The organism is Pseudomonas sp. ICMP 460 (genome assembly GCF_002723595.1).
GTDB lineage: Bacteria > Pseudomonadota > Gammaproteobacteria > Pseudomonadales > Pseudomonadaceae > Aquipseudomonas > Aquipseudomonas kitaguniensis.
Genome location: NZ_LKBR01000010.1, coordinates 138,538 through 157,924, shown reverse-complemented (window position 1 = coordinate 157,924; position 19,387 = coordinate 138,538). Strand labels below are relative to the sequence as shown.

The following is a 19,387-nucleotide window of genomic DNA, read 5'->3' as shown; positions in this document are numbered from 1 at the left end:
AGTGGTGGGGCGAGGACCTTTTGGTTACTTTTGGGTCCTTTCAAAAGTGACCCGCTGTAAGAGCGGAACCGATATAAGCCATAACCTCAATAACGGATACGCACTCAAAACCCAAAGCACAACGCTAAGCAGGAGGCGTGTGATTTTGATCTAAAGTGCGGCGCCAGCTTGCAAGGTCAGCACTTCAAACCCGTCCGCCGTCACCGCCACGGTGTGCTCCCACTGCGCCGACAAGCTGTTGTCCTGGGTCACCACCGTCCAGCCATCCTTCAGGCTGCGCACTTTTGAGCTGCCCTGGTTGAGCATCGGCTCGATGGTGAACACCATGCCTTCGCGCAATACCAGCCCGGTGCCGGGGCGGCCGAAGTGCAGCACCTGCGGCTCTTCGTGCATCTCGCGGCCAATACCGTGGCCGCAGTACTCACGCACCACGCTGTAACCATTGGCGTGCGCATGGCTCTGGATCGCATGGCCAATGTCGCCCAGGCGCGCGCCGGGCTTGACCTGGCGAATGCCCGCCCACATCGCCTCGAAGGTTTTCTCCACCAGGCGCTGTGCGTTGGGCGCCACCTTGCCGATCATGTACATCTTGCTCGAATCGGCGATGAAGCCACCTTTTTCCAGGGTGATGTCGATATTGATGATGTCGCCGTCCTTGAGCACGTCCTTGGCGCTGGGCATGCCATGGCACACCACTTGGTTGATCGAGGTGTTGATGCAAAAGGGGTAATCGTATTGCCCAAGGCTGGCCGGGCGCGCTTTCAGGTCGTTACGGATGAACGTTTCAACGGCGCTGTCGAGTTCCAGGGTCGAGCGGCCAGCGGCGACAAAGCCGTCGAGCCTATTGAAGACTTGCGCGAGCAGGCGCCCGGATTCACGCATCACGGCCAGTTGTGCGGGGGTCTTGATCATCAGGCGCGCCCCCGGATCAGGTCGGGCTTGTCGAGCAACAACTTGTTGATCAGCTCGTTGTACGGCAGGTGCGGGTTGAGCTCGGCGAGCAGGCCGATCTTGATCCAGAACTCGGCCTGAGCGTTGATGGAACGGTCCATGGCGGCGCTGGCCAAGCGCAGTTGTTGATGCAGTTGATCGGTGATTTTGACGATGCCCATGCGCTTCACTGTGATAGGTGGATATACAAAGCGTAAACGTTTCGTATGCTCATCGTAAACCCTCTCCCACCCAATGGCTTCCTGTGGCGGGGGCTTGCTTCCGTTGGGCTGCGCAGCGGCCGCAAAAATGCCACAGCCGCGAGTATCCGGATAGTTTGCTACATGTTGCTGAAACAATCGCCGCATGCCATTGCGTTTAATAAAACCCGCAACGTTAAACGTTTAATCACAGCCGTTCGAAGATGATCTAAACGCCGCAGAAAAACCTGCGCTAACGTTATATAACGCCGCCTGTTGCTTATGAAGAAAAGTTACAACGAGAGTGGATTTTGCCGAGTACGCTGATCAAGGTAAGCGTCTTCCAGGGTCGGCAAGACGTGGCAGGCAGACGCCTGACGCACATAATCAATCTGTTGGCAGTCTCATAAAAGGAGAGGTTGGCCATGCTTTCGGAATTAGAACTTCGCAGCATTATTGAAGGAAGTTTCCTGCCCAAACGGTGCGAATGCACCAAGGCCGAAGATGCTTCGCTGACGATCAAGGTGTATGACGATCGTGACCGTGACCGAGTCGATTTGGAAGTCAAAGGTATAAACGCCGACAAACTCGACAGCAGCCGCGCTATTTGCAACTTGATCGCCGGGTTGCGCGAAGACCTCAAGCACAGCGCAGCACCCGCTGTGCAAAGAGTGGGTGCGCGCGGTTATCACTGATTACGCGCGGTTGTCGGTGTGCACTTGATTCATCGACAACCTGTGGGCCTGGACAAACGCCAGGCCCAGTATCAGTTCGGTTGCCACCGCCAGCAGAATTCCAGGGCCGGCGTTGCCATTGAGCCATTCACTGAACCCCAGCGCAGCCAGTACAAAGCAGCCGGCAGTAAACCCGCCGGTCAAGGCACTGCGCGTGTCGGAGCGGGGCGCGTGGCGAGCGCGATAAAACATGATGCCGATGGCCAGGAACAGCGCGGCATTACGGCGCGCCAACAGCTCGGCGGCGCTTGAGTACTCGACACTCCACAGCCACAACAGCAGGCCCGGGCGTAATCCCCAGAGCAGCGCGAGGGCGAAGCAAAGAAAGGCGGTGAAGGTGGCGAGGGTACGAAAACTCAGCGACATGGCGAATCCTTTCAGCCTTATGACAAGCCCGCAAGACTACGCGTTTGCACAGGGGCTTGTCGCTACCGTTGATTGCCTCAGTTCTGGAAATCGCAGGCGTCGGACATCTTCCGATAGCCCACATCTTCAACCTTGCCGGCTTTGTCGACGAACTTGATGTCGGCATTGATGACCTTGCACACAGGGGTGTCGGTCTCGTGCATGGCGATCACCTTGTCGATGTTTAAAGGCATGCCGTATTGATACGGCACCGGCTTCGTCACAAGCGCTTGAGTGTCCGCATGGGCCAGGCCCGATAGCGCCGCCAGGGCGAATGTGCTGCTAAAAAGTAAGGTACGCAGTTTCATGGCAGGTCTCCGCAAGTCTCGCCTGCGCATCAACACGATGCGCTGGCGGCCGCACGTGCCCTTGGGCGGTGAGTGCGGTCAACTTCACTGTCGACTGGCGGGATTAACCATGGATTAATCTTGACCTGGCTGACAAAACCTTCATAAACGCGCGTTCAGCCCACTTGCTGACGGTACGGCAGGTCTGGCCCGGTTTTGCCGCAGGTCAGGGCGGCGGCGCGAATGGCGAAGCCGAGCATGGCGTCGATCTGCGCACGCGTGAGCTGTTGCAGGCCGTCAACCGAATCCAGTTGGTGTTCGGTCAACCAGGCAATCAGCGCAGCCTGGAAGGTGTCGCCGGCGCCAACCGTGTCAGCCATCACCACCTCGACCGCCGGTTGCGACCAACTGCCGTGCCGGCGGCTGAATACTGTCGCGCCGTCGCCGCCACGGGTGAGGAACACCAGTTGGCAACGGTGCTGCAGCCAGCCTTGCAGCACGCTTTCGGGTGACTGATCGGGGTAGAGCAGGTGCAAGTCTTCATCGCTGACTTTGATCAGGTCGGCATGCTTGACCAGCTCGGCCACGCGGTCTCGCCACAGTTGAATATCCGGTTGCGGGTTGAGCCGCACGTTAGGGTCGAGGCTGATCAGGCGCTTGCCGCTTTCGCGGCGAACCAGGCTCAGCAACGTGTCGCCGATAGGCTGTACCACCAGCGAAAACGAGCCAATGTGCAGCCCGCGAATATCATCGCCCAAGGCCGGCAAGTGCGCGACTTGCAGTTGGCGGTCGGCGCAGCCTTCGCCGCGAAAGCTGTAGCGCGGTGAGCCATCGGCGCCCACGGCAACCATCGCCAACGTCGTCGGCGCCGTGAATTCCACCAGAAATTGCGGGCTGACGCCTTCGTCCTTGAGCACTTGCTGCAAGCGTTGACCGAGGAAGTCGTTGGACACCCCGCCGAACAGCCCGGCTTCAATGCCCAGGCGACGCAAACCCACCGCCACGTTAAACGGCGAGCCGCCGGCAATCGCCTTGTAATTGACCTTGGACGCCTGCCCGCTGGCGTCCTCCTCGCTGAAAAAATCGAACAGCGCTTCGCCACACACCAAATACATAGTCGTTCGCTCTTAAAGGGTTGCCACGAGTTGTTGATAGCGTGCGTAGGCCTGTTGATAGGCGCTTACGCTGGCGGCCACCGGCAGTGTACGGCTGGCCGGGTCGACGCTCACGCATTTGTCGCAGAGGCTGGCCAGCGACTCGCCGGACTGGCTCCACGCCGCCTGGATTGCCGCGCCCAGGGCGGCGGCTTCGCTTTGTTCGGTGCAGACCACTTCGGTGTTCATGATATCGGCAACCATCTGCCGCCACACCGGGCTTTTCGAGCCGCCGCCGATCAGGCGGATGCGCAGGCTTTGCAGGCCGGTCTGGCGCAGCAGGTCGAGGCCATAACGCAGGCCGAAGGTGGTGCCCTCGACCACCGCGCGGCACAGGTTGGCGCGGGTCAGGTTGGTCATGGTCAAGCCGTGCAGGCTGCCGGTGGCGTGGGGCAGGGCGGGCACACGTTCGCCGTTGAAGAACGGCAACAGGCTCACGCCGTCGGCACCTATCGGCGCCTGCGCGACGAGGGTGTTGAACGCCGCCAGGTCGAGGTCGAACAGCTCGCGAATCAGCGAGGTGGCGTTGGTCAGGTTCATCGTGCAAATCAACGGCAGCCAACCGCAGCTGGACGAACAGAAGGTTGCGACCGACGCTTGCGGGCTGACATTCGGCTGCTCGGCAAAGGCATACACGGTGCCGGATGAGCCGAGGCTCATGGTGATCACGCCGGGGGCGATATTGCCGGTGCCGATGGCGCCCATCATATTGTCGCCGCCACCGCTTGCGACCACGGCGTTGGAGTTGATGCCCAAGCGTTCGGCGATGGCCGGCAGCAGCGTGCCGACGCTTTGGTGGGCTTCGATCAGCGGCGGCAACGCCGCTTCCAGGCGGCCGCTGGGGTCAATGTGCTTGAGCAGCGCGACGTCCCATTCGCGGCTGCGCACGTTGAAATAACCCGTGCCTGAGGCATCGCCGTATTCGGCGACGGCGCGCCCGGTCAGCCAGTAATTCAGGTAGTCGTGGGGCAGCAGGATATGCGCGATGCGCGCGAAGACCTGCGGGTGCTGCTCGCGGGTCCAGAGCAGCTTGGACACGGTGTAACCCGGTGCAATTGCCACGCCGAGGCGCGCAAGCGAACCGCTCTCGCCGCCGAGGTAATCCAGCAGGCGCTGGTTTTCGTCGGCGGTTTCGGTGTCGCACCACAGCTTGGCCGGGCGCAGTACCTGGCCTTGGTCGTCCAACAGCACCAGGCCGTGTTGCTGGCCGGAGACGCCGATGCCGAGGATGTCCTGGCCATCGACGCCAGCGTCTTGCAAGGCGCGATGGGTGGCTTCGGTGAAGGCGTCCAGCCATTCCTGGGTGTGCTGTTCGCGCCGGCCATTGGCGCCGCTGATCAGCGTATGGCTGGCAGCGCCGAGGCCCAGCACCTTGCCGCTGGTGGCATCGAGGACGACGGCCTTGGTGCCTTGCGTGCCGCAGTCGATGCCGAGAAACAGGTTTTGCCGGGTCATGATGATTTGCTCAGCAGTATTATTATTGGGCGGTTAACCCGGTCGACTGTGGGAGGGGGCTTGCTCACGATTTCGGTGCATCAGTTATCAATCAGGTGGCTGACACAGCGCTATCGGGAGCAAGCCCCCTCCCACATTTTTACGCCGGTTGCTTCAACAGAGTGTTGAGGGTGTGGGTCACGCCGTGGTCACGCAAGCTGATAAAACACCGCTCGAACGCTGCCACAAACTCAGGCGAGTTGGGAATAGCTTTACCAAAAATCTCCTCCACGCCCAACAGGCGTTTACTGATCAGCGCATCATCACTCACCAAGCCCTGGCAGAACTCGGCGCGCGGGTCCGGGATGCTGTAGGCCACGCCGTTCTCGTCGACACCCTTGAGGTACAACGCCCACGCGGCCACCACCAACGCTGCACGCTCGGTCTCGCGCCCGTCGGCGATCAAGCGGTTGATGGTCGGTACGGTGAACTTGGGAAACTTCGACGAGCCGTCCGAGCACACGCGCTCCAACTGGTCGGCAATCGCCTGGTTGGAAAAACGCTCCACCAGGGTTTGCTTGTAGTCCGTGAGGTCGATGCCTGGCACCGGTGCCAGGTGCGGGGTCACGTCCAGGTCCATGTACGCGCGCATGTACGCCACAAACACCGGGTCGTGCATGGTCTCGTGCACAAACCGGTAGCCCTTGAGAAACCCCAGGTAGGTGAGGGCCAGGTGGCTGCCATTGAGCAAGCCGATCTTCATCTCTTCGTAGGGCGTTACGTCATCGGTGAACTGTACGCCGACCTTTTCCCAGGCCGGGCGACCGTTGACGAATTTGTCTTCCAGCACCCACTGCACAAAGGGTTCGCAGACCACCGGCCAGGCGTCGTCGATGCCGTGTTCGTCGTGCAGTTGCAGGCGGTGGGCGTTGCTGGTCATCGGCGTGATGCGGTCGACCATTGCGTTCGGGAAGCTCACGTTGGCCTTGATCCAGTCATGCAACTCGGCGTTGTGCAGGGCGGCGAAGGCCAGCAGCGCTTTGCGCGTGACGGCGCCGTTGTGCGGCAGGTTATCGCAGGACATCACCGTAAACGCCGGGGTGCCGGCCGCACGGCGTTGGGTCAATGCGGCGCAAATAAAACCGAACACGGTTTTCGGCGCCTGCGGGTTCGCCAGGTCATGCTGGATTTGCGGCAGGTGGGCCATGAACTCGCCGTTGCTGTCGTCGATGCAGTAACCGCCCTCGGTGATGGTCAGCGAGACAATCCGAATCTGCGGGTCGGCGAGTTTGTCGATCAGCGCCTGCGCGCCGTCCTCGGCCAGCAGCATGTCGCTGATGGCGCCGATCACGCGCACCTCGGTGTCGTCGGTGTCACCCAGCTCGTACAGGGTGAACAGGTAATTCTGGCTGGCGAGGTCATCGCGGGCCTTGCGGTCTTCGCTGCGCAGGCCGACGCCGCAGATGCTCCAGTCGAGGTCAATGCCCAAGTTCATCAGCGCATCGGTGTAATACGCCTGGTGCGCGCGGTGAAAACCGCCGACGCCGATATGCGCGATGCCTTGGGAGGTGCTGGCGATTGAATAGGTGGGCAGTTGAACTTCGGGCGCCAGTTGGGTGAGGGTCTGTGTGTTCAATTTCATCGGTAAATACTCAGGCGGCAGCGCGCAATGGGCGGGCCACGGCGACGCCTTCAGCGTCGAACAGGTGGCATTGGGTCGGGTCCAGGTACAGCTGCAGTGTTTCGCCATATTGGCTGGCCATGTCGCCACGAATGCGCAGCGTCAACGGCTCTTTGCTCGCGGTGATGACGTGGCAGAACGTGTCACTGCCCAAGCGCTCGCCGACATCGGCGGTGACGGTCAGCGTGGCTTGGCCGGGCGTGGCGATTTCCAGGTGTTCCGGGCGAATGCCGAGCGTGACCGGGCTGCCCACACTCAAGGTAGCGCTGCTCAGCGGCAGGCTGATGTGGCCGCCGGCGTCCAGTTCGAGTTCGCAGCCTTGGGCATCGACACGCGTGACCTTGCCTTTGAGAAAGCCCATTTTCGGCGTGCCCAAAAAGCCCGCCACAAACAGGTTGGCCGGCTGGTGGTACAGCTCCAGCGGCGAGCCGACCTGTTCCACGCGGCCGCTGTTGAGTACCACCACTTTGTCGGCCAGGGTCATGGCTTCAACCTGGTCGTGGGTCACGTAGATCATCGTGGCTTGCAGTTCTTTGTGCAGGCGCGACAGCTCCAGGCGCATCTGCACGCGCAGCGCGGCGTCGAGGTTGGACAGCGGCTCATCGAACAGGAATATCTTCGGGTTACGCACAATCGCCCGGCCAATGGCCACGCGCTGGCGCTGGCCGCCCGAGAGCTGCTTGGGTTTGCGCTCCAGCAACGGGCCAAGCTCAAGGATGCGCGCAGCTTCGTTGACTTTGCTCTCGACGACTTTTTTGTCGACGCCAGCCAGATCCAGGGCAAACGACATGTTCTTGCGCACGCTCATGTGCGGGTACAGGGCGTAGGTTTGGAACACCATGGCCAAATCGCGTTTGGCCGGGGTGACTTCGGTGATGTCGCGGCCATCGAGCTCGATGGTGCCTTCGCTGACTTCTTCCAGACCGGCGATCAGCCGCAGCAAGGTTGATTTACCGCAGCCCGACGGGCCGACGAAGACCACGAATTCCTTGTCGTTCACTTCCAGGTCGATGCCCTTGATGATCGAAAAGCCTTCGAAGCCTTTTTGCAGATTCTTGATTTTCAGGTTGGCCATGGGATGGGCCTCCACGTCTACATGCGTTTTTGTTAGAGAGAAGCCGTTACTTCACCGCGCCGAACGACAAACCGCGCACCAGTTGTTTCTGGCTGATCCAGCCAAAAATCAGGATCGGCGCACAGGCCAGGGTCGATACGGCAGACAATTTGGCCCAGAACAAGCCTTCGGGGCTGGAGTAGGACGCGATCAGCGCGGTCAACGGCGCCGCATTCGAGGAGGTCAGGTTGAGCGACCAGAACGCCTCGTTCCAGCACAGGATCAGCGACAGCAACACCGTGGACGCCAGGCCACCCTTGGCGATGGGCAGCAGCACGCGGACCATTTCCTGCCACAGCGTGGCGCCATCCAGGCGGGCGGCTTCAAGGATGTCTTTAGGGATGTCCTTGAAGTAGGTGTAAACCATCCACACCACAATCGGCAGGTTGATCAGCGTGTAGATGATGATCAGCGCGATGCGCGTATCCAGCAGCCCCATGCTTTTGGCGAGCAAGTAGATCGGCATCAGCACGCCCACCGGCGGCAGCATTTTGGTGGAGAGCATCCACAGCAGCGTGCCCTTGGTGCGTTTGGTTTCGTAGAACGCCATGGAGTAGGCGGCCGGCACCGAAATCAACAGGCACAGGGCGGTGGCGCTGAACGAAATCAGCACCGAGTTCCAGGCGTAGCTGAAGTAATTGCTGCGCTCGTTGATGTGCAGGTAGTTCTCCAGCGTCGGCGTGAAGATAAACTGCGGCGGTGTGGCGAACGCATCGATTTCAGTTTTGAAGCTGGTCAGCACCATCCAGAAAATCGGGAAAAAAATCAGGATCGCGATGGCCCAGGCCAGGGTGCCGAGCAATAGGCTTTGCAGGCGGCGAGATTGTTGAAGCGTCATGGCGCGGCCCTCAAGGCTTGTCAGTCAGGTTTTTGCCGATCATCCGCACCAGGATGATCGCCGCGATGTTGGCGATAACCACGGCAATCAAGCCGCCGGCCGAGGCCATGCCCACGTCGAACTGCACCAGCGCCTGGTTGTAGATCAGGTACGCGAGGTTGGTCGAGGCGTAGCCCGGGCCACCGTTGGTGGTGGTGAAGATTTCGGCGAACACCGAGAGCAAGAAGATCGTTTCGATCATCACCACCACGGCAATCGGGCGCGCCAGGTGGGGCAGGGTCAGGTGCCAGAAAATTGCGATGGCGCCCGCACCGTCGAGGCGCGCGGCTTCCTTCTGTTCCTGGTCGAGGGACTGCATGGCCGTCATCAGCAACAGGATCGCGAAGGGCAGCCACTGCCACGACACAATGATGATGATCGACAGCAACGGGTAGTGCGCCAGCCAGTCCACTGGCTGCGCGCCGAACAACTTCCACACGGCCGCGAGCACGCCCGACACCGGGTGAAAAATCAGGTTTTTCCAGATCAGCGCACCGACGGTGGGCATGATGAAGAACGGCGAAATCAACAGCACGCGCACTACGCCGCGGCCAAAGAACTCACTGGCTTCGAGCAGGGCGCTGATCAACACGCCGAACACCACGCTGATCAACAGCACACTGCCGACCAGCAACAGGGTGTTGGTGGCGCCCGGCAAAAAGCCCGAGTCGGTGATGAAGTAGGTGAAGTTTTCCAGCCCCACAAATTCGTTTTCGCCGGGGTAGAGCAGGTTGTAGCGGATCAGCGAAAAGTACAGCGTCATGCCCAGCGGCACGATCATCCACAGCAACAGCATGGCGACCGAAGGGGTGACGAGAAACCAGCCGGGGTTGGCCAGGCGGTTTTTGCGCGGCTTTTCCTGCGTGTCAGGTTGCCCTTGGGCAGTGTTGGTATTCATAGGATCAGAACCCGTCAGGTACATGCAAAACCAGAGTCGAAGCGCGGTCAGTGTGGGAGGGGGCTTGCCCCCGATAGCGCTGTATCAGTTACAAAATCATCAACTGGTAGATTGCTATCGGGGGCAAGCCCCCTCCCACATTTGACTGTGGCAGGCCCGGATTACTTGGGGTAGCCGGCTCGCTTCATTTCGCGCTCGGTGGTGGTCTGCGCGGCGGTCAAGGCTTGATCCACCGTTTGCTGACCGGTCAGCGCGCCCGAGAAGAACTTGCCGACCTGGGTACCAATCGCCTGGAATTCAGGAATGGTCACCAGCTGGATACCGATGTACGGCACTGGCTTGAGGGTAGGTTTGGTCGGGTCCGCAACTTTCAGCGATTCCAGGGTGACTTTGGCGAATGGCGCGGCCTTCATGTATTCATCGCTGTAGGTGGACTTGCGTGTACCCGGCGGCACATTCGCGATGCCATCGGTCTTGGCCACAAGCTGGCTGTATTCCTTGGACGTGGCCCAACTGCTGAACACCTTGGCGGCGTCCTTGGCTTTGGAACTGGTCGGTATCGCTAGGCTCCACGAGTACAGCCACGACGTACCCTTGTCGGTCGTTTCGTGCGGGGCAAAGGTGAAGCCGACATGCTCGGACACTTTGCTTTGGGTTTTGTCGGTGACGAACGAGCCGGCCACGCTGGCATCCACCCAGATCGCACACTTGCCGCTGTTGAACAGCGCCAGGTTTTCGTTGAAACCGTTGCTGGAGGCACCCGGCGGGCCGGATTTTTTCATGTTGTCGACGTAAAAATTCAACGCGTTTTTCCACTCGGGGCCGTTGAATTCCGGTTGCCACTTCTCATCGAACCAGCGCGCACCGTAGCCGTTGGCCAGGGTAGTGATCAGCGCCATGTTCTCACCCCAACCGGCTTTGCCGCGCAGGCACAGGCCGTACTGCTCTTTGCTTTTGTCGGTGAGTTTTGCCGCGTATTCACTGATCTGCGTCCAGGTCGGGTGCTCGGGCATGGTCAGCCCGGCGTCCTTGAACAGGTCGGTGCGGTAATAGGTGATCGAGCTTTCGGCGTAGAACGGCAGGGCGTACAGCGAGCCTTTAACCGACAGGCCGTCACGCACCGAAGGGAACACGTCGTCGAGGTCGTAGGACGCTGGCAGGTCCTTCATCGGCTCCAGCCAGCCCTTGGCACCCCACAGTGCAGCTTCGTACATGCCGATGGTCAACACGTCGAACTGCCCGCCCTGGGTGGCGATGTCGGTGGTCAGGCGTTGGCGCAGCACGTTTTCTTCAAGCACCACCCAGTTCAGCTTGATCTCCGGGTGCTCGGCCTCGAAGGTTTTCGAGAGCTTTTGCATGCGGATCATGTCGCTGTTGTTGACGGTGGCAATGGTCAGGGTTTGCGCGCCGAAGCTGACGGCGCTGAGGGTCATGCATGCAGTCATGCAAGTAGAGGCAAGCAGAGCTTTTGCTGTGAACTTCATTGCGCACTCCATTTCTGCGCCCAGGGGCTGCAGAAGGACAGTTATTGTTGTTGTGTCTCCCAAGGCAACTGGAAGAGTGTGCGTTGATTACAGCCTTGAAATGGGCATATGACAAATCCTTGGGCGCACTTTCACTGATACTTTTTTGCACTCGGGCGGCAGCGCATTGCAGGCGTGCCTTCTCGACAAACCTGAAAGTACAGGGCCCGCGTTTAACACCGCAGGAGCCGTTCCAACCGGCTTCTGCGGGTGACAGAGAGCCTGGATTAATCGGCGAAGTCGAATACATCCCGGATCTGCGCGGTGTTGAACACGCCTTTGCCCGTGCCTTCAATTAACGTGAATGTGCCATCCGGGTTAATATCAACCCCCAGTGAACTGGCGATCGTAGTCTCTACACCAGGTTTTCTGAGGAGGGCCAGCAGCGGTTTTTTCCCCTGGTACTCTTGCCCCAGTACAACGCCCATGCCTACCGCAGATTGTGAGTCGATACCGCCGACGAATATCACCTTGCCGCCATCGGCAAGCGACTCATTCAGTGTTTGCAGTAGCTGATAAGTGTCATTGTCAAATAAACCGAACTCCAGATTGCTGCCGGTCAGGTGCATTAATGTGCGTTTCTGATAAACCCCGTCCTTCAGGTCAGTCAGCACCGCCAGTGCGGAGCAATCTGTGAGGCTGCGAGTTGACAGCACCGAGTGCGCGTCTTCAGCGGTATGCGAGTAACCCATCAGTACTTCAACTGGCTTGATAGGCGCAGGCTTGATCTTCGGTGTTCCAAAGGTCCGCGGTTGATAATCGACCCTGGTTTTATAGATCACCGGCTTGTCATCACTGCCGATATTGAGCTCGACTTCCGTGCCGTTATCTTTGAAGACATTGAACTCGATATCCCGATCAGCAAGCTTGCGGTTCAGTTCTGCTTCAGCCATGCGGTGGATCTCACGGTCACTGAGGTTTGCATAGTTTTTGCGGTAACGTGCCGAGGCGTCTTCGTAGACCTTGAATGGATCTTCATCGCCAACGCCCATGTAGTCTGTAATGATTTCCTGCTCAAAACCCTTTACGCGCGCACCTGTGAGTGTACTGAGTTTCGCCGCGAGAGACTGTTCACCGCCGTTGCCGGAGTAGCAGGCTAATAACCGCAAATCGCTATAGTCTCGGATGTCTATGCCGCGCGCCAACAATTCCTGGTCAATGTCTTCTGCCTCGTAATGCTTGCCATCTTCTCCAAAGATGTGTGCAGCTTGCTCACCTATGGGTTTCTCACCGTGGCCCATGATATTGAGGCGTTGCTTGCCGTTGTAGGTGTCCACAAAGACTTGAACGTCGCCGGCAAGCGGTTTTATATCCGCAGGGCCTCCCAGGACAATGCGGTTATTGGACGCTGGAGTGGGCGCTGCCACCTCATCCACCAGTAGGCTGCCGCCGGTTGCTGGCCTTGGTGAGAGGGTTGTGGATGGTTCAGGCAGTGATCGCGCCTTGAAATGGATCAACAACGTCGCAACGTTGACCAACAGATCTGCCAGCGCCGCCTCTTTGCTTGTCGAACGCTCATCGCCCAGAACCTCCAAGTCGTTGATGATGCCCTCTGCCTGCAGCAGCAAGCCGAGCACGGCGCCAGGGCCGCGCAGCACTGGCAGCAGCGCATTGAGTAGCAGGAAACCCCCTGTCTTGAGGGACGCCCACCGGCTTTGTGCGTCGGATGTCGATTGGTGTCCGGCCAGGGAGATCAAGCTGTGGGCATTCGCCTCGTACAGGTATTCCATCAGTTTGCCTTCTTGCAGCGTTTGCTGCAGGCGGCTGTCCACGGCCAAGGGGACGGTCTCGTTGAGGGAAACGGACCCCAGGTTGAGCCCGAACAGCACAACGTTAGAGTGTTTAAAACCGTTACCGCTGTAGAGCTGTCGCGTATTTTCGTCAGGTAACCAGGCCAGGGTGTCGTTTTGTAGCTTGCCTGGCGTCTGGATGGCTTCCAGCAGAGCCTCGCGAGTAGCAAATTGCAGAAGCGGGGCATCGGCAATCAACGGACGATACAAAATATGCGGGCCGGTTGTGCTGTCTTTGGGTTCGATCAGGTAAGCGCCTTCAACCACATCGGTTTTGCCAGTGGGCTTATTATCGAAAGCCAATGGCCGGATGACGATTTCTTTGCTGTCTACGGTCTTTGGGCCTGGCCCCGGCTTGAGTATCTCCTGGAGGTACCGGAACCCCGTGTTGTTGAAACCGGCTTTTCCCTTGATGCTAAGCTCCAGCGCTTTGAGCTGCAGCTCGATGGGCACTTGCTGGACAAACAGTGATCGGCGTTCGGCCATTTTGGCCGGCTCGTCGAGTAGTTTTTCCTTGAGTAACGCGGGGTAGTTTTTGCCGATATCGAGGTCGGTAACCAGTTGCTTGAGCACGCCCTCTTGCTCAAGTGCGGGCACCCGGATTTTGACTTCTGCACCGTTTTCATCTTTGAACCCTGGCTTGAAAAAAACCTCGATCTGACCATTAGGCAGCCCCGACAGGTTATTGAGCAGCATGTCAGTCAGGCTCATGGTTTGGCGCTCGATAAAGCCAGAGCCCAGCGTCCCGTAAGCCACTTTAAAGACCACCTCCAGTTTTTCGGCTGCGTGCTGCGTCAGTTTCTTGTTTTCGGGCAGCAGGTCGAACTGCTGCTGCGCAAACGTATGGATGTCTTTGATGTCGCTGTTGTACGCACGGCCTTTGTTACGTTGTATGAAGCTTGCCAGCCCTTGGCTGAGCTCATGCATCACAAAACGTTCGGCTTCGCCGGCATTACTCATCCAGTCGGGCAGCCTGGTTTTTACGGGCGGCGGGTTCTGTGCACCCATCGGTAGTGGCGGGTTGAACAGGCTGTTGCCTTGATGCTGCTTGATGAGGGTTTGGGCTTGGGTGTCGAATATATTACCGGTGAGTTCCCGCCGGACAAGGCCTGCCTTTTCGACGTCATCCCAGGCCTCATAAGCGCTGATTTTTCCACTGGGCTCCACTAGCAAGAGGATGCCGCGGTTTGATTGTGCCAGGTATCGATGAATTACCATGTTCGGCGTAGAACCGCCCAAGGAATAGACGGTGGCACCCGATGAATTGGGGTCAAGTGGCGCGGGCCTCGTCGATCCTTCGGGATGCCTCACGACCATGTCCACGGTTTTACGTTGCTCGTCATCCAAACCGGGCTGTTTCAGGCTCGCCAGTTGCAGGTTGCTGCGCAGCATATGACTGATCAACGTACGACGGCTGCCGCTGAAAACGCTGTCGGCATTGGTCGGACTGCTGAACGCCTGTTTGCTCCAATAGTCGCGCGAATCGGCCTCGTAGGCTGTGTTCAGACGGGACGGCAGCGCACCGATGAGACCGCTTATGGCTGACAAATCGAGAACGAGTGGGGTGTCGGCAGCGTTGCCCGTGCGGGCCAGTAAATCAGGGCGAGTGTCAAACGCCCTGTCGGTGCTGGTGAAGTTCGGGGCCTCACCGCCGGCCAAGTAGTCCAAGGCAAGCGTCATCAATTGTGTTCGCTTAACGCTCCCAGGGTTGTCCGGGTCGGGTGTTTCAATGGCGATTTGGTTAACGTCGACGTCCAGTGACGGGGCCGCCTGCTTTATCCGCTCGCTGAGCAATCGCGCGACCACCGAGTACACGTTGGGCTCACCGGCAAACTGGCGGCGTGCAATAGCGGCCATCGGGTCGAGGACAGGGTTGGGATTTTCAGTCGGCGGTGCAGCCACCGCAGGTTCAGTTGTGCTTGGGTTTGCGAGCGTCTGGATAGCGGCGCGTTGCCGTTGCTGGACCGCGAGGGAACGTGCGTCGGTTGGCGGGGTGTCTTTACTCAATGCGCGAAAGCCGTTGCGAGTGAGCGTTGAGGCGTGTGTGAGCACGCCGACCAAGGTGTCGTTATGGCCCGGCTCGGCGTAAAACCGGGTTATCCAGGCGAGGCTGATCTGCGCGTCTTTGCCTGGCGGTAGCTGTGTGTTGCGCAGGGTTTGCCCCAGGGTTGAGTGTTCAGGTATCTCAGACAGTGCAAAGCTGGTGCGCGGGCCTTTGCCGTAACGCGCCATTTCGGGCCTGAGGCTTAACAAGGCACTGCTGCACATTCTGGCCAGTTCCCGATCAGCGTCCTCAACCAACGGCGTAGGCGTGTGTTGCGAAGGGGAGAGAAGCGCGGGGTTCAATGCGATTTCCCCGGCAAAACTTTCTATCGCTTCGCGTTGTTGTTCTCGAATGTGCGAATAAGCCGGACGGTTAAACTCGGGTGCCTTGGAGTCAGGCTCACGCAGCGCGTTGAAGGTGTGGTGGTCTTGCTGTTCGCTGATCAAGCGCAGAATCTGCGCTTGTATGCCGCCTGGGCGTACGCCGTAGAAGTTGCCTATTACCTCGGCAGAAGCACGGTTTGCGCCGGTATATTCGAGCGGGCCAAGCTGCGAGGAGAACGCTTGAGCGGCGGCGCTAACCGCTGCAGTGGCCTGTTCATAGCCCGTATCGTATGTGCTGAACGTGGCAAGCTTGCCGTTTGCAACACAAGTCATAATCCATCCTGACTGAGTGTTCAGTTTGAGGGTTGACGTATCAATCTTGTGCTCACTGGCGAAACTTGCAAAAGGTTCGCTTTGAATCGCATGGGTGAGCTGAGCCCAGGCTCTACCGAACGTTGAGATTGCAGGAATATCGGAAATAAAAGGGCTCCGCAGCGGGGACTTCCTTCCAGCGGGATCGGCAATGACTTGATCCATCAAGACAGCGCTATGCAGGGAGGAGAGGGCTGCACCGCCTGCTCTGATCAGTGCTGTTGCGGCTTTTGTGGTCCCCAGACCCACCACCGGGCTGCTACGTTTAGTCCGTGCATGATCAGTAGAGGCTATTTCGGATTGAGCTTGAAGGTGGGTAGCTGAAGAGGGGAGCGGGCTGTAGCGTAATGGCTCGATTCTCATGAGGACGTTTTCCCGGGCGGTGCGACAGCTGACGTGTACGCAGTCGTTATCGAATGCGTAGATCGCGGATAAGCTTCGTGGAAACTTATCTTTTAACCGTAGGGTTATTGGTCATGAGAGGGCGGGCGTTCACTTCGAGCTGTTACAGCGTGTGAGCCGCGCCAGAGTATGTTTGCGGCAGGGCGCCGTGCATGAATGGGCCGTTGGGGCGTGCAACTAGGCCAAATTCTGCTCGGTCAGCCGCTGCACGGCCAGTCGTCGGTAGTGGGAAGGCGTCATGCCCTTGAGCTGCTGAAAGCGCCGGTTGAAATTGGAGATGTTGTTGAAGCCTGACTCAAAGCACACGTCCGTGACTGCCTTGTCGCCGTCGGCGAGCAATTCGCAGGACTTGCTGATGCGCAACCGGTTAACAAACTCGATAAACGTGCGCCCGGTGGCTTGTTTAAACACCCGAGAGAAATAGGTGGGCTTCATCCCCAGGTAGTCCGCGACTTCCTCCAGCGGCAATTCGCGCGCGTAATGCGCAAAAATATAGTCCACCGCGCGGTTAGTGCGGTCGATGCTGTGTTCGTCGGCCAATTGCGGCGTGGTCACGCCCGACAGCAACTGGTAGTCCTCACAGGCACTCAACACTTCCAGCAAGATGAAAAAGTGCCCCAAGCGCGCCATGCCTTTGGCGTTCTCGATACGTTGCATCAAGCTGATCGCCTGCGCGATGGTCTTTTTGCAGCGGAATTCGATGCCGTAGTGCGCGCGCTCCAACAGCGGCGCCAAGGTTTTTAGTTCGGTAAAAATCTGGCTGCCGCCCTCGAACACCTCATCAGTGAAATTCACCAGCATGTCGCGTTTGGGCACCACTTCGTCTTCGCCCACCTGGCTGATCCAGTTGTGGGGCAGGTTGGGGCCGGTCAGGAACAGGCTTTCCGGGTAGAAGTTGCCGATATAGTCGCCAATAAACACCTTGCCCGAGCTGGCGACGATCAGGTGCAGCTCGTATTCCTTGTGAAAATGCCAGCGCACCAGCGGGCACGGGAAGCCGTGTTGGCGATAGATGATCGACAGACCGTTGTGGTCGTCCATCAGCTCGTAGGAAGGGTCGGTGATTCGCGCTGCTCGGGTCATGCTGCCGTCGCTTTATTGTGGTTTCTGCACAGGATAATGCCCCCTTGCGCGCGGCCTCGCCAGCGTCGGGGGTTAGACGGTGCGGTTTTTCGCCTCGATCCACTGCGACATGTACTGCGTACTCTTGTGCGCGTGATGGCGCAGCATGCCGCCGGTAAAATTGTGCAGGCGATGGCGGGCGAGGTCGCTGCGGCAGCGCTCCAGGCATTCCACCAACGCCTCGCCATGCACCGCGTAGGCGTAGCGCCGCGCCAGCAACTGGCGCCCGTGTTGCTGCGCCTCGGCCCAACGCTCGCGGTCTTGATACAGCGCCACGGCGGCGGCGGCGAGGGCCGGCGCAGTGTGTTCGATTGCGCCCGGCCACGGTTGCTCATCACCCATGGCTTCGGCGCCGATCGGTGTGGTGATGTTAGGCGTGCCGCAGAGCATTGCATCCACCAGCTTGCCCTTGATGCCGGCGCCAAAGCGCAGCGGGGCCAGGCAAATACGCGCGGCGCTCATCACCTGCAGCGCGTCTTCGGCCCAATTCATCACGTGAAAACCCTGCGCCGGGTTATGCAGCGCGGTGGCTTTGGGCGGCGTGTAGGCGCCGTAGATATGCAGCTGCGCGCCCGGCAATTGTTGACGAATCAGCGGCCACAAGCGGTTTTTCATCCATAACACCGCATCCCAGTTGGGCGCGTGGCGAAAGTTGCCGATGCTGAGAAAATGCGCACGCTCTTCAAAGCCCACAAAGGCCTGCGCAGGCGGCTCAAGCATCAGCGGGCACCAGTGGAGCAGGGCGGCAGGTACGTTGAAGTGCTCGGTGAGCAGGCGAATTTCCACGTCCGAGATCATCAGGCTGATGTCACAGCGGTAAATTGCTGCGATTTCGCGTTTGGCCAGGTCAGTGTCGGCCATCAGCTGGAACGTTTGCTGCAGTGCCGGGCTGAACAGCGCGTTGAAATCATCGGCGTCCGGGTCGGCCTTGAGGTGGTCCTTGAGGCGCTGGTGGCGTGCGTCGCGCAGGCTTTGCAGGTCGGAGGTTTCCAGCACCCGCAGGGCGCCAGGGCAACACTGCTCGACGCGCCAGCCGAACTGTTCCTCCATCATGAAGCGGTCGAACAGCACAATGTCCGGGGCCAGTTCGCGAATAAAGTCGTCGAAACTGCTGTTGTTGAGTTCAATCGCGCATTCAGTGATACCGAGTGCCGGCAAGTCGGCCTTGTGCTCGCCAATCGTCGCCGGGCTGCTGAAGGTGATCGCCCAGCCGCGGTCCAGAAAACTCTGCAAAATCTGCATCATGTGCCCGCCTGCGGCCGAGGAACGCGGTTCCGGCCAGACATAACCAATGACCAGAACTTGGGTGGCGGGCTGATTCATCAACGACGTATTCCTTGGGCGGGCAGGCGAAAAGCGCATCATTAAAGCACACCGGCGCACGATGAGAATTTGTGTCTGGCGGTAGGTAGCGACCTCAGTTTGTGGTTAACTTCGGCCTCTCGAATTGGTTTAATCACACCCAGCATAAGGATTCCGTTCATGGCTCAAGTCACCCTTCGTGGTAACCCAGTCCAGGTTGATGGCGAACTGCCGCAAACCGGCACCCAGGCGCCCGAGTTCACCCTGACCGCCGGCGACTTGTCGGAAGTCACCCTGGCCACGTTTGCCGGCAAGCGCAAAGTGCTCAACATCTTCCCAAGCGTCGACACCCCGACCTGCGCCACTTCGGTACGCACATTCAACGCCCAGGCGAATGAACTGAACAACGCCGTGGTGTTGTGCATTTCTACCGACCTGCCGTTCGCCCAGGCACGCTTCTGCGGCGCTGAAGGCCTGGAAAACGTGAAAAACCTGTCGGATTTCCGCAGCGCGGCGTTTGCCGTCGACTACGGCGTGGCCATCGCTGAAGGCCCACTGAAAGGCCTGACCGCTCGCGCCGTGGTGGTGCTGGATGAAAATGACAACGTGTTGCACAGCGAACTGGTCAGCGAAATCGGCCAAGAGCCAAACTACGAAACCGCCCTGGCTGTTTTGAAGTAACTGTTGCCGCACATTACTGTCGCGTTGCAGTAACACGCTTGATACATGATTGCGGCCTGGCCTAGTCCAGGCCGTTTTCATTTATAGTCAGCAGCTTAGCTAAATAGCGAACGG

General features: G+C 59.1%; 16 protein-coding genes. 2 read left to right on the top strand and 14 right to left on the bottom strand.

Annotated features, from left to right (window positions below):
- Positions 1 to 150: 150 nt before the first annotated feature.
- A complete protein-coding gene (gene map, locus AO240_RS09245) occupies positions 151 to 912 on the bottom strand; it encodes a type I methionyl aminopeptidase (protein ID WP_099236281.1) in 762 nt (253 codons plus the stop codon).
- Positions 912 to 1,112 (bottom strand): ParD-like family protein, encoded by a 201-nt coding sequence (locus tag AO240_RS09240; RefSeq protein WP_099236280.1) that lies wholly within the window; start codon positions 1,110 to 1,112, stop codon positions 912 to 914. The genes map and AO240_RS09240 overlap by 1 nt, the downstream gene beginning before the upstream one ends.
- 443 nt (positions 1,113 to 1,555) lie before the next feature.
- Between AO240_RS09240 and AO240_RS09235 the strand changes: the two genes are divergently transcribed.
- Entirely contained in the window at positions 1,556 to 1,825 is a 270-nt protein-coding gene (locus tag AO240_RS09235; protein WP_099236279.1) for a DUF1652 domain-containing protein, read from the top strand.
- Here the strand turns inward: AO240_RS09235 and AO240_RS09230 are convergent, their stop codons facing one another.
- The 12 genes from AO240_RS09230 to AO240_RS09175 form a co-directional block, all read right to left on the bottom strand.
- Positions 1,826 to 2,230, bottom strand: a complete 405-nt coding sequence (locus AO240_RS09230) for a hypothetical protein (RefSeq protein ID WP_099236278.1) — start codon at positions 2,228 to 2,230, stop codon at positions 1,826 to 1,828. It abuts the gene before it with no gap.
- A 77-nt stretch (positions 2,231 to 2,307) separates the two neighbouring features.
- Positions 2,308 to 2,577, bottom strand: a complete 270-nt coding sequence (locus tag AO240_RS09225; RefSeq protein WP_099236277.1) for a DUF2790 domain-containing protein — start codon at positions 2,575 to 2,577, stop codon at positions 2,308 to 2,310.
- Positions 2,578 to 2,732: 155 nt separating this feature from the next.
- Positions 2,733 to 3,671, bottom strand: coding sequence for a carbohydrate kinase (locus AO240_RS09220; RefSeq protein WP_099236276.1), 939 nt, complete (start codon positions 3,669 to 3,671; stop codon positions 2,733 to 2,735).
- 12 nt (positions 3,672 to 3,683) lie between these two features.
- Positions 3,684 to 5,165 carry a xylulokinase gene (gene xylB, locus AO240_RS09215; protein ID WP_099236275.1) on the bottom strand — a complete coding sequence of 494 codons (1,482 nt, stop codon included), beginning with the start codon at positions 5,163 to 5,165 and terminating at the stop codon, positions 3,684 to 3,686.
- A gap of 139 nt (positions 5,166 to 5,304) precedes the next feature.
- A complete protein-coding gene (locus AO240_RS09210; RefSeq protein ID WP_099236274.1) occupies positions 5,305 to 6,786 on the bottom strand; it encodes a mannitol dehydrogenase family protein in 1,482 nt (493 codons plus the stop codon).
- Positions 6,787 to 6,796: 10 nt separating this feature from the next.
- Positions 6,797 to 7,900, bottom strand: a complete 1,104-nt coding sequence (locus AO240_RS09205; RefSeq protein WP_099236273.1) for an ABC transporter ATP-binding protein — start codon at positions 7,898 to 7,900, stop codon at positions 6,797 to 6,799.
- A 46-nt stretch (positions 7,901 to 7,946) separates the two neighbouring features.
- On the bottom strand, positions 7,947 to 8,777 hold the full coding sequence (locus tag AO240_RS09200) for a carbohydrate ABC transporter permease (RefSeq protein ID WP_058413343.1): 831 nt from the start codon (positions 8,775 to 8,777) through the stop codon (positions 7,947 to 7,949).
- A 10-nt stretch (positions 8,778 to 8,787) separates the two neighbouring features.
- Positions 8,788 to 9,714, bottom strand: a complete 927-nt coding sequence (locus AO240_RS09195) for a carbohydrate ABC transporter permease (RefSeq protein ID WP_099236272.1) — start codon at positions 9,712 to 9,714, stop codon at positions 8,788 to 8,790.
- A 161-nt stretch (positions 9,715 to 9,875) separates the two neighbouring features.
- The gene (locus AO240_RS09190) at positions 9,876 to 11,198 is read right to left on the bottom strand and encodes a sugar ABC transporter substrate-binding protein (protein ID WP_099236271.1); all 1,323 of its coding nucleotides are present in this window, start codon (positions 11,196 to 11,198) and stop codon (positions 9,876 to 9,878) included.
- 266 nt (positions 11,199 to 11,464) lie between these two features.
- Positions 11,465 to 15,931 carry a dermonecrotic toxin domain-containing protein gene (locus AO240_RS09185; protein ID WP_143505347.1) on the bottom strand — a complete coding sequence of 1,489 codons (4,467 nt, stop codon included), beginning with the start codon at positions 15,929 to 15,931 and terminating at the stop codon, positions 11,465 to 11,467.
- 414 nt (positions 15,932 to 16,345) lie between these two features.
- Positions 16,346 to 17,251 (bottom strand): AraC family transcriptional regulator, encoded by a 906-nt coding sequence (locus AO240_RS09180; protein ID WP_099236269.1) that lies wholly within the window; start codon positions 17,249 to 17,251, stop codon positions 16,346 to 16,348.
- A gap of 72 nt (positions 17,252 to 17,323) precedes the next feature.
- The gene (locus tag AO240_RS09175) at positions 17,324 to 18,613 is read right to left on the bottom strand and encodes a glycosyltransferase (protein WP_099236268.1); all 1,290 of its coding nucleotides are present in this window, start codon (positions 18,611 to 18,613) and stop codon (positions 17,324 to 17,326) included.
- Between the two features lie 159 nt (positions 18,614 to 18,772).
- On the opposite strand from AO240_RS09175, the gene tpx reads away from it, so the two are divergent.
- Positions 18,773 to 19,273, top strand: coding sequence for a thiol peroxidase (tpx, locus tag AO240_RS09170; RefSeq protein WP_099236267.1), 501 nt, complete (start codon positions 18,773 to 18,775; stop codon positions 19,271 to 19,273).
- Positions 19,274 to 19,387: the final 114 nt, after the last annotated feature.